The 14,021-nt window shown below is 28.7% G+C and carries 16 protein-coding genes; 2 read left to right on the plus strand and 14 right to left on the minus strand.

Translation table 11 applies throughout. The features are described from left to right. Nucleotides 1-543 precede the first annotated feature (543 nt). Together E7K77_RS09780 and E7K77_RS09785 are read left to right on the plus strand one after the other, a co-directional pair. A complete protein-coding gene (locus E7K77_RS09780) occupies nt 544-1,770 on the plus strand; it encodes a replication initiation protein (protein WP_322353099.1) in 1,227 nt (408 codons plus the stop codon). A 312-nt stretch (nt 1,771-2,082) separates the two neighbouring features. Further along, nucleotides 2,083-3,681 carry a MobA/MobL family protein gene (locus E7K77_RS09785; protein ID WP_325321192.1) on the plus strand — a complete coding sequence of 533 codons (1,599 nt, stop codon included), beginning with the start codon at nt 2,083-2,085 and terminating at the stop codon, nt 3,679-3,681. A 38-nt stretch (nt 3,682-3,719) separates the two neighbouring features. On the opposite strand, the gene E7K77_RS09790 is transcribed toward E7K77_RS09785, so the two are convergent. The 14 genes from E7K77_RS09790 to E7K77_RS09855 all read right to left on the minus strand — a co-directional run. Then, nucleotides 3,720-4,604: a toprim domain-containing protein gene (locus E7K77_RS09790; RefSeq protein WP_325321193.1), complete on the minus strand. Its 885-nt coding sequence runs from the start codon at nt 4,602-4,604 to the stop codon at nt 3,720-3,722. A gap of 50 nt (nt 4,605-4,654) precedes the next feature. Continuing rightward, complete coding sequence (locus E7K77_RS09795; protein ID WP_325321194.1) at nt 4,655-5,116, minus strand: hypothetical protein; 462 nt, start codon at nt 5,114-5,116, stop codon at nt 4,655-4,657. A gap of 356 nt (nt 5,117-5,472) precedes the next feature. Next, complete coding sequence (locus E7K77_RS09800) at nt 5,473-6,108, minus strand: recombinase family protein (protein ID WP_325321195.1); 636 nt, start codon at nt 6,106-6,108, stop codon at nt 5,473-5,475. After that, nucleotides 6,105-7,133: a HipA domain-containing protein gene (locus tag E7K77_RS09805; protein ID WP_325321196.1), complete on the minus strand. Its 1,029-nt coding sequence runs from the start codon at nt 7,131-7,133 to the stop codon at nt 6,105-6,107. Before E7K77_RS09805 ends, E7K77_RS09800 begins: the two co-directional genes overlap by 4 nt. A gap of 403 nt (nt 7,134-7,536) precedes the next feature. Next, the gene (locus E7K77_RS09810; RefSeq protein WP_316591220.1) at nt 7,537-7,935 is read right to left on the minus strand and encodes a hypothetical protein; all 399 of its coding nucleotides are present in this window, start codon (nt 7,933-7,935) and stop codon (nt 7,537-7,539) included. Between the two features lie 26 nt (nt 7,936-7,961). Next, a complete protein-coding gene (locus E7K77_RS09815; protein WP_119562782.1) occupies nt 7,962-8,204 on the minus strand; it encodes a hypothetical protein in 243 nt (80 codons plus the stop codon). Between the two features lie 76 nt (nt 8,205-8,280). Further along, entirely contained in the window at nt 8,281-8,721 is a 441-nt protein-coding gene (locus tag E7K77_RS09820) for a hypothetical protein (RefSeq protein ID WP_316591218.1), read from the minus strand. 22 nt (nt 8,722-8,743) lie between these two features. After that, the gene (locus tag E7K77_RS09825; RefSeq protein ID WP_316591217.1) at nt 8,744-9,106 is read right to left on the minus strand and encodes a hypothetical protein; all 363 of its coding nucleotides are present in this window, start codon (nt 9,104-9,106) and stop codon (nt 8,744-8,746) included. 13 nt (nt 9,107-9,119) lie between these two features. Beyond that, nucleotides 9,120-9,512, minus strand: coding sequence for a hypothetical protein (locus E7K77_RS09830; protein WP_316591216.1), 393 nt, complete (start codon nt 9,510-9,512; stop codon nt 9,120-9,122). Nucleotides 9,513-9,631: 119 nt separating this feature from the next. Next, nucleotides 9,632-10,045, minus strand: coding sequence for a hypothetical protein (locus E7K77_RS09835; protein WP_316591215.1), 414 nt, complete (start codon nt 10,043-10,045; stop codon nt 9,632-9,634). A gap of 31 nt (nt 10,046-10,076) precedes the next feature. Beyond that, on the minus strand, nt 10,077-10,493 hold the full coding sequence (locus E7K77_RS09840; protein ID WP_316591214.1) for a hypothetical protein: 417 nt from the start codon (nt 10,491-10,493) through the stop codon (nt 10,077-10,079). 20 nt (nt 10,494-10,513) lie between these two features. Beyond that, nucleotides 10,514-11,275, minus strand: a complete 762-nt coding sequence (locus E7K77_RS09845; RefSeq protein ID WP_325321197.1) for a hypothetical protein — start codon at nt 11,273-11,275, stop codon at nt 10,514-10,516. Beyond that, the gene (locus E7K77_RS09850) at nt 11,272-13,008 is read right to left on the minus strand and encodes a hypothetical protein (RefSeq protein WP_315308372.1); all 1,737 of its coding nucleotides are present in this window, start codon (nt 13,006-13,008) and stop codon (nt 11,272-11,274) included. Before E7K77_RS09850 ends, E7K77_RS09845 begins: the two co-directional genes overlap by 4 nt. Before the next feature lie 140 nt (nt 13,009-13,148). Beyond that, on the minus strand, nt 13,149-14,021 hold an 873-nt coding region (locus E7K77_RS09855; protein ID WP_316591211.1), incomplete at its 5' end, for an S-layer homology domain-containing protein.

Here is a 14,021-nt window from a genome sequence, read left to right on the forward strand (position 1 = left end):
CTTTTTTCTTCTTTTTTAGGGGGTGTGCCGAGGTGCATAAATACTAGGGTTCCCAGACTCATATGTACCCATTTTTTGAGTTCAATGTACCCGTTTTTTGAGTTCAATGTACCCATTTTTTGAGTTCAATGTACCCGTTTTTTGAATTTATCCACAGGCTATTTTGTAAAAAACTTAGATTTATAAAAGTTATCCACAGGGATAAACCTAGATTTTACCTAGCTTTATAGGTATGTACCCATAGTAAATAATACCTATTTTTTTAGTTACAAAAAATGGGTACTTTAATAGAATAAATACAGATATTATCTGCTTAAAAAGATATTTTTTGAACTACTCAAAAAAAGGGTACATTAAAGAATTTTATGTACCTATTTTTTGAACCAATTTTAATAAGTAATAATTTACGAATAATTAAGTACCCATATTAATTTGACTAAGGCACATAAAATAGAGTATACTTTGTATAAATAAATTAACAATAATTTGATTTTTTTAGATATTGTAATTTTATGCACATGAATATAAGCCCAGGAGGCAAAGATGCGACGAAAAAATAGTACAATGTTGTTAAAATATCACAATGATCTTAATCAAATAACATTAAAGGGATTGAATGCAAGAGAATCCAATGTGTTCTTTGCTATTTGTGCTATTATGAAAGATCATGGGTTAAATGAATTAACTTTAACTTTTAACGATTTAAAAAAAATTAGTAATATTACAGTCTATGATGAAAGCGAACTAATCAGCATAATAAAAGAAACATATCAAAAATTAATTAGAGTAGCTGCTTATTATGAAACTGATACTACCTTTGGTGGATTTATACTATTTGACAAATTTGAAGGTAATATTATTACCAAACAAATTACAATTTCAGTTAATCCAAAGTTCGCCTATATGATTAATGAGTTAACTCAAAATTTTACAGTCATGCAGCTAAAAGAATATACTGAACTGCAATCTAAATACACTAAAAATTTATATCGGCAATTACAACAATTTAAAAAAACAGGTGTATATGTTGTTGAAGTAGAATATTTACGACATATACTAGATATTCCTGATTCTTACGATATGCGTAAAATTACACAAAAGATAATTTCACCTGCGATTAAATCATTAAGTACAATTTTTAAAGATTTGAAAATTGAAAAAATTAGAGAAGGTCGCTCTATTAAGCAACTACGATTTGTATTTAAACCCTTTCAGATTCAAGATACATTTCCTGATAATCAACTATCAGGAGTATCATTAAGTGGTACGGAAGTAAAAAATAAAGTTGTTAAGAAAAAATTAAAATCTGAAGAAAATCAGATACCAACTTTAACAACTGCTCAATCGCCAAAACTTGTGAAAGAAAAAAAGCCGAAACAAGAAATATTATGTCCATGTTGTAATCAACCACTATCACTAATTAGAAGTGGTAAAGAAATTTTTTACGGACACAAAAATTTTAGATCATCTAATTGTCAGATGACATATTCTTCTATATCTGAAATTGAAGCATTCAAAAATAAATTACAAAATACGAATTTTAGATCAGCACAGCAAGATATGAATAAAGAGTTTTCTAAACAGATAGTAGATCTTATTAAAAGTAATACTGATTTGTTTAGTGATGGTGGTGGAAGAAATGGAAATGAACGTATAGTGTATTTTTTCAAAGAAGATTTTACTCCTCATAAAGTTCCTTATTCAGAAGAAGGTGTAAAAGCATTAAAGGAATATATCACTAACATACGAAAGGTAGAATCAAATTATTAGAACCGTCATTAGAAAAAATAGAAAAACATATCATCTCATTGTATTGGTTTTACCAATATAGCAAAAAGAGAAGCCCATAGGGCTTCTCTTTTTTTATGGCTCACCTATTTATTGAAAATAGATTCACCACTCTATTTACGAAAATCAGACAATTTAGTAAAATAGAAATAGATAGAATGCCCATTTAAGCATTTCTATTTCTTCTTCAGATTTTTGCTCACAAAAACCACAGAAATGCGCATGGGCCACTTCCCGTGGAGGGTTCACTTCGTTCAGTAGCCTTCGGCAATAGTAAATTTTTTAGGACACAAAATGGCAACTTACTCTTTCAATATAAAATCACAACCTAAAACTAAATATGGTTCAAAGTTAAATGCAGCCGCACACTTTGATTATATTGATCGAGATGGAGCATATAAAAATCGTGAAGATCTTTTAGCTTATGGTTCTGGTAATATGCCAGATTGGGCCCCTACTCCTCATCATTATTGGGAAGCAGCTTCTCTATATGAACGAGCAAATGGAAATGCATATAGAGAAATTACATGGGCCTTACCATCAGAGTTGCCATTATGGGCGAATGAATCTTTGGTGCAAGAATTTTGCCAAGAAACATTCGGAGAAAAATTTACATATAGCTATGCTATTCATTCTAAAGATTCATCAGACCCTGAACATGATAATGTTCATGTTCATATTATGTTCAATGAAAGAGAATTAGCTAAAGACCGTACTTATGATGATCCAAAGTGGCACTTTACACGATATACAGAAACAGATGGATTTCCAGTTGGATATTGTAAAAGTCGTGAATTTATGCAAAAGGCAACTGTACATAAATTAAGAGAAAGAGCTGCTGATTTAACGAATAAATACTATAAAGATTTTGATATGCACGAACGTGTAGATCATCGTTCTTTTAAGAATCAAAAAAAAGCCCTTATTGAAGAAGGCCGTTTTTCTGAAGCTACAAAATTTGATAATGTTGAACCACAACGTAGGATTCCTGCGGCTCAATATTATCAAGAAAAAAATTTACAACAACATATAGAACCAGAACAAATTAATAAAATCCATAATGAAATGAGTAAAGAAATTAGAAAGCAACAAGAAGAATTATATCAAGAATTTTATAATCAAAATGTCGTATATGCTGTCAATTTAAAAGATTATTTCGGTGATTTAAAATATCAAAATATTGAAGCTGCAAAGCAACTACAAAATGAAATAAAAGAATTACGTAAAGAACAAATTCCTGAACAAGCTATTGAAACATGGGCTAAAAATCAAGTCGTAAAAGGGTACTCAAAAAAAGCTAAAGCATTAAAATCTATTATTGAAACCTCTCTCTGGAAAGAAAAAGAAGGTATGTTAAGTGTAGATGATCGAGAAAAGTTGAATAAAGCTAAAGCAGATTTAGCAACATTAGAATCTAAGATTCCATCAGACTTATTAGAGCAGAAAAAACAAGCTATCATTGAACATAATCAAGAAATTAATGATAAGATTAAACCGCTATATGGGAAGATTAAACTATTACAAGCTAAAGCTAATAAGTATGATAGAATACTACAATACCTTAATACAATACCTAACGATGCAGTAATAGCCCGTATAAAGGATAATAGCATAATTATCAATAACAATGGTATAGATAATCAAGATAATGCTAATAAAATACAACAAAATATAGGCGAAAATCACAAATTACCTAATGCAAATCAAGAAAGACCACAACAAAAATCATATGCTACAAGCCTAAATAAAGCTAAAATTATAGGCAATATTGCTAATAAAATTGAACAAAAAGTAGATAATATTGTAATTTCTAATGAGGGTGGATTCGTTGCGACTAAAGAATTAACCGCAGAGGATATTCAAGAAATGGCTCATCATGGTCAAGAATTGTAAAAAATAGTGCATTAGATAGCATCTAATGCACATACTTTTCATGAATATAGATTTTGTAAATCTTCATTCCAATCTTTTGATTTAGAAATTTGACGTCGTATTCTTAAATTAGGATATAAATGTTTGAGTTCATTATAGAATTTATCACCTGCTTTATCATTGTCTGTACAGCAGGTGATAGAGCTAGGATTAAATCGTTCAATTAATTTTTCAACCACTCTTGGTTTAACACCGCCCATAGCAGTATAAACAATATTTGAATCTTGTTGATACATGGTCAAATAGGATAAAAGATCTATCGGAGACTCAAAAATATAGATAGATTTAACTGATGATTGATTAGGCCCTATACAATATCCATAATCACCATCAGAATCTATTAGGTTCCCTTTAAAAGAACCTTCTACGCCTCTAATAATAGCTCCTTTTATAAGAGTATGATCTGTTAAATCATAACATAAAAAAGCAACATTAAGATGCCCCTTAATAGATACCCCTTTTATTCGATTAGCCTTAATTTCTTGATTAATTAAATCCCTTGATATACATCTGGATTCAAGGTAATTAATAATTTTATGATCGTTATTCCAGGCAGGTGGAATAAATATATTGTTTTTTTCTTCTGTTTCATATACAGAATGTTGAGTAGATAAAACAGTACTATTTTGAAGTACGTCATCCTTAAATAACTCTTTAACAAGTTCAATAGCTGCTTGATATGAACAGCCTTCTGTTAACATTACAAATTTAATAACGCCCCCTTTTTCTCCAGTACTATGTTGATAGAAATAGGAATCTTTAATAATCAAGCCTCCAAAATTTTTTACTTTATAATTTCCACCATATCCATGTTTAATAATAGGTAAACCTAATCGGTTACACACTTCTGTCAACTGAATATTATTAAAGTTGATATAACTCACAATTAAACCTTCCTGCCTCCAGGGCTTATAATCAAAAGATAGCGGTAAACCTATAGTTTACCGCTATCTTTATGTAAAATATTACGGATTAAGCTTAAATCTGCATGAAAGCTTAATATTCCTTTCTCTTCATACGTATTCATGAGTTTTAGTCGTTTTTCAACGAACTGAATGAGGTTTAAAGGTAGAGTTAAGTGTTTATTATTATGATCAAAAGCTTCTCTATCAATAAAGTGTTCATTGATAGGAAAAGCGTTTTGAATTAGAAGAACACCATCTCTATTCATCACGTTAACAAACACAAGAAATCTATTTTTTTTATTAAATTGTTTTGCCTCATTATACCAATTCTTATACTTATCATATTGGCTAGATAGCGGAATCGCCCATAATTCATTTTTAAATGATAATACAAAATACATATGCTTGTTAGTCTTAGAATCCATCCATTCTAATCCAGAGTTAACAAGTTTAAAAAAATCAGATTTTATAAAATAGAAACCAATATTCATAATACACCTCACGCAACTTGGTAATGTACACAATCTTTGCGTAGCTTTGTGTACGGTGCTACGAACACCTTCTATTCTATTATAAATACACTAATCATTCAAATGAAAAAGGCTAGGAAATAAATGGTTCCATTTTCTGATTGCCTCATTTTTTAAAGATGATACTACTTCATCATGATGACAATATGGACATTCAATATGATATGCAAGAGTTTGATCTCGTAAACTAAAGTATACAGAAATTGTTGGTTTGTGGCCACAATAGCCACATAATTCTAATTGCTCCATAGTCAAATTGGTACTCCCAATCAATCAATATATTTCTCCTTCTTAAAACAACAAAACGATAAAATAATTTATTGTTTTGTTGTTTTAAGATTTTCTAATGATGATTCATATTTTTTTACCATGCGATAAAATGTTGAATGAGTAATGCCTAATTTTCTTCTAGCTTCAACAGCAGTATATGCTTTATTTTTCCATCCATCATAGATGATAGAAAAAGATTCAGGAAATGGAATACAAGGACGTCCGAATTTAACACCTTTTATATGAGCAGCAAGAATACCTTCAGACTGTCTTTTGTGTAATTTAGCTAGTTCTTGTTCTGCAAGAGTAGACAATACTTCAATGAGAAGATTGTTAATCATTTCAAGCATAGATTTAGCAATCGAATCAGTAAAAGTAGAGTAATCAATCATTGTAGTTGGCACATCTAAAATACGTACAATAATATTATGTTCTTTAAAATATTGTAGTTCTTCAGAAATTGCTTTTTTATTTCTTCCTAATCGATCTAGTTCATGTACATATAGTTCATCACCTTGACGTAAAGCTAACTTTAGAATTTGATACTGTTCACGATTGAAAGATTTACCTGATGTTTTATCTATAAATAAAAATCGTTCTTCTACTCCATGTTTTAATAATTCTTCTTTTTGACGTGCTATACTCTGTTCTTTTGTACTCACTCGAATATAGCCTAATTTCATCGTTCTAATCCGCCTCTCTCTTTTGATTTACACAATGAAATTTTAATAGAATTATTTAGCTTGTTTTCTTTATTCAAAATTAAATTATATGATTTTTCAATAATAGCTGCTCTATCAGCTAGAATTTTTTTATAAAGAGTTTTTCTGTCATTAGAGATAATTAATAAACCGTTAACATATTCAGGAATCTCATCAATAATTGTATTGATTCTTTCTAAATCAATTTTAGGATAATTACGTTTTATTGCAGCCTCTAAATCTTTATTAGAATTCCCCTTAATAGATAGTTTTTTTATAGAACTAAAAGAATCAATTTTATGATAGTCAGGACTAATGAATGGGGTATTACCTTGTGCAACAATACTATTATATTTATTATCGTTTTCTAAAAACTCTTTGATTTTTTCTTCAGGATGTTTGGCAAATAACGCATTACCATTATCATAAATTGGAAATAATTTAATATCTTGATTCGTATCAATATAAAATTCCCAATTTCCGCCATGACGATCAGAATTACCAATAAAAGCATCTACAACAAATTGATCCCAGAAGCGTTCTTTTATTTCAGGATTTTGTTGCGCAATAGGACTATTATCTAAGACGTATAGCCAATCATTCATACTGATATTATGATAACTTTGACTAGATGTTTCATCTCGTGATAAATTTTCTAAAATATCGTCATCGACAGTATTCATAAGATATTCCATAGGGCTTTCTTGTAAAATTTTATTTTTTATAGGTAATTTGAAATCTTTACAAGCAACCACAACTTTATTTTGATAAGTCCCTAATTTTGTTTCATGTACAGGAAACCCCATAGATTGATAAATATGAGAACCTATATACTCTGAAACAGGACTGGTAGTATAAGAAACAGCAATTGTTTCTTTTGATTTTGTGTTTTGAGGAAATTTTAGCATCCATACGTTATTTTCATCATAAACAGATTTTTTAGGGCCTGCTTTACCGCCATATACAAAGATACCCTCTTTGTAATTACTATAATCTTTTATATCCATAAAAATATCTCCTATGTGTATCAAAATATATAATCATAATATGAAATGTTTCATATATATATTATACAACTTTTTGATACAAAAAGCAGCATAAATAATTAATGTATCAATAGTGATACATTTTGATACAAAAAATCACCTTACTTAAGTATAATGTAGGTGTTCAAGACACATTATATGCAAAAGAAAGGTGATTATGACATTTATATGTTTTTTGCTAACAAATTAAATAGATACATATTCAAAATTAATTATCCTTTATTTTATAAGTTTTTGTAATTATTATAGCAAACGTAGTTAAAAAATATGTGACTATGGCCAAATTATCTCTTAAATTATAACTATATAGGCATATCAACCTCAAAAAGCGGACACATTATAGTGTCCGCTTTAATTATTATAATCAAGGTTTTCCGATAATTAAGTAATCTGCTTCTGTAAAGTTAATAGCGTCTAAGTATTGCATGAACTCACGACATTTATATGGATCCTTAGTTTTAGCTTTATTTTTTCCTATTTCTTTCCAATACTTAAATACTAATTGTACCGCTTCATGGCGTTCTATAGTCGCATTATTTCCTTTAAAAGTATAATTATAGCCTAGTAAGAAAATACTGATTTTAACAGCCATTCCGTTATCATTGATAATTTGAATATTATCATGACAACTTGGAACGTTTTCACGAAGAAGGTCAACAATTGTTTTTTGTTCTGTATCTTTTATAGCCAAGAAAAATACCAATTCACTTGAATCAAGATATTGAATCATATTATTCATATCTAATGTACTTACTTGTTTCATAATTTTTCCTCCTAAATTATAAATTATTACAGTTCACGACTATTTAGGTAGTCATTATATTTGAATAATCGTTTATTACACCCTGCACATACACACCATTGATTATATGTATAATCTAAACCGTCATACATACTATCATTATCACAATCTTCACCAATTAAGCTTTCTATATATGGAACACTTCCTCTAACCCTTGCAAGAATGATAAACTCTTTAGATCCACATTCCGGACAATGTCCAAGTTGCTTTATTTTATCATATTCATTCATAATAACCTCCAGTAAAAAATAGTATTGGATATATCGCTAACATTTAATATAATGACAACACAAAAACGTAGTTATCCTAATTATTTTTCTTAAATGTTACTTCTATAATAGAACCTTTATTATCTACTTTATATAAAACATAACCTGCATCTTCTCCATATACTTTATAATGCTTAAAATCCTCCATATTTTTATATCGCTTTACAGTATATATGCCTACAGGAGCTGTTTTATCAAACTCAGAAATTTGATAAATATATTGTTGATTATAGTATTTTGTTCTATTCTCCATTCCTATTGGTATTCCATAAACTATATATAGTAATATAACACCTATCATTGAAGTTACTGTTAAAGTATAGATTATATTTCCAATAGTACCTATTAAATTCGATTTTTTTTCGTCTATCTCGATTTCACCAATACTAGAACAAATATAAGAAATAAAATATGTTATAACTGTAATAATCAAATAATAATATACATATTCATCAATCCATTTATATAATTCATACATAAAATTATGTCCTTATCAGTAGTTATTTTTTTAATTCAAAATATGCATATAAACAAGCTGTTAAAAATTTAGCAACCGACAAATTACATGATTTTGCATGAGTAAATAACCACTTATATTCCTCACCGCTTATAGATGCACTAATAGTCGCATTAAGTTCTTTGTTATTGATGCGAATTTCTTTGATATGAGAATTAATCCATGTACGATCTTTACTTACCTGCTCTTGCAAGAATACAATTATTTTATGAAAAATATTTTTTCTTTCATAAGGGTTTAAATCGGCTAATCGATTAAACATAGAATGGTTAATGATTAATCTACAATTATTAGCACTTTTATATAATTTCTTCCCATGAAAAATTTCAAATTCTTGTATTGTCATACATACCTCATTTTTATAATTTACTTAGACCAAAATATAGATTACCCACAAGAACTAACATAATGATCCAAAATGGTACTATAAAAATTAATAAGATAGAAATTTTTACTAATAAAGTTTTTTTGCGTAAAATACTCACTAATGGTTTAAATAATAATGCAATTATTGGCTGAATACCCATAAATACAAGCCAATAAATACTATTTACAAAGCCTATATCATGTAAATACTGGATAAAATCATGCATTGTATCAGATTTAACGATACAAAATGAAATAGCAATTAATATAAAAAAAGCTAATATCATTAGTTTTTCTTTAACATCAGAAACAATAAAAAGCATTAAACATAAAAATCCAAATAAGAATATAGGAATTAATCCTAATGAAAGAGTAATCGATTCCATACTACACCTTTTAATCCTTTCTAATATCAGTAAACTTTATATTTATATGTTACCATATTATGTTACCATATACAATAATAATAAAAATAACTGCCATAAAGACAGTTATTTTTTAGTATTTACTTAATATAATCTGAAATGTAGTAGGTTTTCGCTTCATCAGTAAATACTACATGAGATTTATTGTCATATCCATGGCGTTTTTCCCAATCATTATAGACTTTTGATAACTCTTTACTTAATTCTTCAATATGTTTAGGCTCCATATGCGGTATATAGCGTCTTGTTATACATTTATCATAAGCATTAAACATTATATTAGGAAAAGTATATATCAAATTATCAATAATATCTTCCCCTCTTAGTTCAGGAACAAATATATAAGGACTAGCTATTTTCACCATTTCTAAACTATAATTTTCTTTTTTAGCCTCATTAAGATAGTCTTGTATAACTTCTTTAATACTATTCTTTGGATCGCTTGCAATATCATTGATAATATAACAAAATCTATTTTTATCTTTTACTAACACAGCTATTACCTCTTAAAATATATCCAACTAATTATTTTATATAATCTGAAATATAGTATGTTTTCGCTTCATCAGTAAATACTATATATGATTGTTTGTCATACCCATGGCGTTTTTCCCAATCATTATAGACTTTTGATAACTCTTTACTTAATTCTTCAATATGTACATCTTTTATAAGACATAACTGATCTTGTGCTATATAATCTGATGAGATGTCATACATAAATTGTGGCAAACTAAAGCATATTACATCGAAAATAGCTTGTTTCCCAGATAATTCATGAATTAAAAAAAGAGGATTAGCTATGTCTACACTATCTATATTACAATCCTTATCCTTAACATTATTAAGATAATCTTCTATAGCTTCTTTAATACTATTTTTAGGTAATCCAACTATTCCGTTAAAACACCAACAAAATTTACTTTCATCTTTTTTTAACATATTAATTTCGCCTGCAATTCTTATAAAAATTCATATTCATTAATATTTCTATCTTCACTAAGACCATTTATTATAATTTGATCTAATTGTTTTGACATTGCACTGTCTTTTCTTTTACAAGTACCCAGAAAAACAATCTGTTTATAAGAACCACTATTATTATCTAATGAATGAATTGGAAAATCCTTATTTAAGGTTTTTTCTTTTACATCATCTAGGATAGATTGTAAGGATTCTTTGACTTCATTAGTTTTAAGAATAGTTTCATCATTAATAACTTTATTCAAGTAACCTATAATAGGGTATTTTGTATCAAGAGTTGATACAGATAAATCACCAAGAGTTAATGAATCATTAATAATATGTTCTTTACCATTTGCATCAGTAATGTGTAAGTCTAAATTAATAGTTTTTGTTTTTTCAGGTGTTTTACATTCTTGATTAACGATAGCTATGGTTAAATCTTCTTTAGCAATATTGTTAATAAGTCGAATGGCAGCATCCGCTTTATAAATTTTTGGGAACGGAACAGTTAAAGGCGTAACAGCATATAAGTCCCCACCTGTTGAGTTAAGAATCATATGTGTTTGTGTAGTATCAATATACTTGTCTAACTCCATCGCATCACGCATAGTAGGAATTTGATTAAATGATGCACCACCACCTAAAACACAATGTCCAAAAGAATCAGCACCATCAAAACTAGAAATAGAGATTGAAAAGTTATTATTAAAAGAGCTATGAGTTAACTCTTTTAAATCATTTTGATATTCGTTTTTCATCGTTCTAACCCTCCATTTTCTTTTGGTTTAGAAAATGAAATTTTAGGAGTTTCTTTAGATGCAGTTAGTTGATTATTCTTTGAAAGTTCTTGTTCAGAACGTTGATTTAATAACCCTTCTAATTTTACTTCCATGTTATATTGAATTACATTTTCCATATCTCGTATTGTAAATGATTGAGGAAGATGACCTGCTTTATCTAAACGAACATAAGATTCCATCATAGCCTGTGTTTCTTTATCAAATTTAGAAAAGTTAAGTCCCCCATTAGGATTTGTTAAAGTATCTACAACACTTCTATATTTTCGTTCAAAAACATTTTTTTCTTCATCAGTTAAAAGGTTTTCATATTTTTTTGTCATATCAATAATTTTACTATCATCATTACGTAAATTTTCAGGTAATAAATGTTCACCCTCAAAATCTTGACTTGATACGCCGTTGGTAATAATAGCTGCAATAGGTCGTTCTTCTCTACCATTTAATACATGATACATATTGATTTTATCTTTATATTTAAGATCTAAATCAGTAATTACCGTTGTACCAGGATTGTATATAGTATTATAAATACCATAATATGGGGTAATTCCTGTAACAATTCCATTATCATTAATAGTATAGTCAATTTGATTAGGGTATTCAGCTTGAATATGCTCTAACTCCTTTTTAAATTCGTTATATTGAGTTTCACCTATAATGTCAGGTAATTGAGTAAGAATATCTCCATCGGCTGCAATTTGATTAGTGGCCATACCTTTAGCAATAGCAACTGGTAAATAATTGTAAAATGATTCATTACCAGGATACCCATCTAGGCTAGAATCACTAATAATGTCATTATTCATAAAGGTTAAATGACTATCATTAATTAAACCAGTATTAAGATCAACATAATAACTTTTATCATTAGTACCAAGATATGTATCTAATTCATTGATAAATTTGCGATATGATAATGATTCACGTTCAAAAGGAATATATCGTTTGCTAAGTTCTGGATTAGATTCTAATGCATCATCGTTATAGATGCTTTCCCCACGACTGATAAAGGCTTTATGAAGCGCTTCAGGGCCACCGTTGTATAATTCTTCACAAGATTCCCAAGTCCCTAATCCAATAGTTGTTTTTTTCTTAAAAACAGAAGGTACAATCTGATTAACATCTGTATCGTAAATATTATCTTTAGGATATAAAAATTCAAAATCGTCATCATAATCATCATCTAAAAAATTATTGGTGAAATATTCATTTACATTATCATACAACTCTTCTTTATCTTGTATAGACAAATCATTATTTAATGGAGTAGTTAACAATGTATCAATGGAATTATTAGATTCAATTGCATTGAATTGTTCTCTAACAATAGCATCAATAATATATGGATATCCTCTATCCTCTTTTACTTTATCATTGATATAACTGTTCCATTTATAATTACCGTCATCATACTCATTTGCTAAAAATTGTATATCAGATAATTTAGTTGCATTCATAATAGATGTAGCTGTAGCATTTTCTAATTCATCATAAGAAAAGTCATTAACTTTAATAGAAGCAAGTTCTACAAAGTCTTTTACATCTTTTGTAAAATCAGAATCCGTGATTGAAATATTAAAGCGTTCTTCTATATTTTCTAGTAAAAATGATACAGAATTAAAGTCCTGTTCATTGTTAAATTCAATATCATTAATGCGAGCTTTAAAATTACTTAACGTAGTAATATTCATAATTAACACCTCATACATTAAACAATAAAATATTAAATATTTTTATTAATTTATTGTTTTATTGTTTTTTTGGTAAATACGACTAGTAAAAAATAGGTAAGTGCATAAGTAAAACTTATGCACTTGTTTTTTGTTGATGATTAATTATTAGGAGTAGTTAACTTTTCCGCTAATTCGTAAATCATTTTGGCATATTCAGAACGGGACATAGGTTGATCACCTTTAAAAGTCCCATCTGGGTAGCCTTGAATGATTCCGTTAGCATGAAGTGTTTCTACAGCAGGTGCATCCCAACGTTCAGATGGAACATCTGGGAATGTAGAGCGTTCTTTAGATAATTTAAATAAAGGACTATTGACGATAGTATTCATCATAGATTCTAATTTATTTACTTTATCTTGAAGAGCAGCATTTTCTGCAAGAACAGATTGTTTAGTAGATGTACCAAATTTATAAGATACACCAACTGTATAGGCTTTTTTATCAGAAGAAATAGTACTTGCTGCATTAAACATTAAATCAGAATTAGGGCGATAGAAAGCACCAAGTGCAAAAGCACTTGCACCATCATAAGCACCTCTAGCAACTGCTATAGATAGTTTGTAATGGTCATCATATTCTTGTGGATGTAATCCTGCTAGAGCAGCAGAAATAGCGCCTACGTGTTTTACTTCGCCACCTAATTGATTAAGACGACTATTAGTTTCAAATAATTGGCCACCATTAACAGCATCCATAGAACCTTCAGCTACTTGACCATTTCTAACATTAGAAATGATAGTTCCATTTTGACCATTTAAAGAGATATGATCTTTAGCAATAGAATCATAAGCTACAGCTAATGGATTACCTGCTGAATTTTTAACAACATTGTATACAGTATCGCCTGTTACCAAACCTGTGTTTCCTGCTACTACAGTGCCTGTACCAAGTTTTTCTTGCCATTTAGATACATCTGTTCCTGTTAGATTAGAAGCATCTGTATTGGCCTTTTTATTGAGTTCTGGTTGTAC

This window comes from Veillonella parvula (genome assembly GCF_032577575.1).
Taxonomy (GTDB): Bacteria; Bacillota; Negativicutes; order Veillonellales; family Veillonellaceae; genus Veillonella.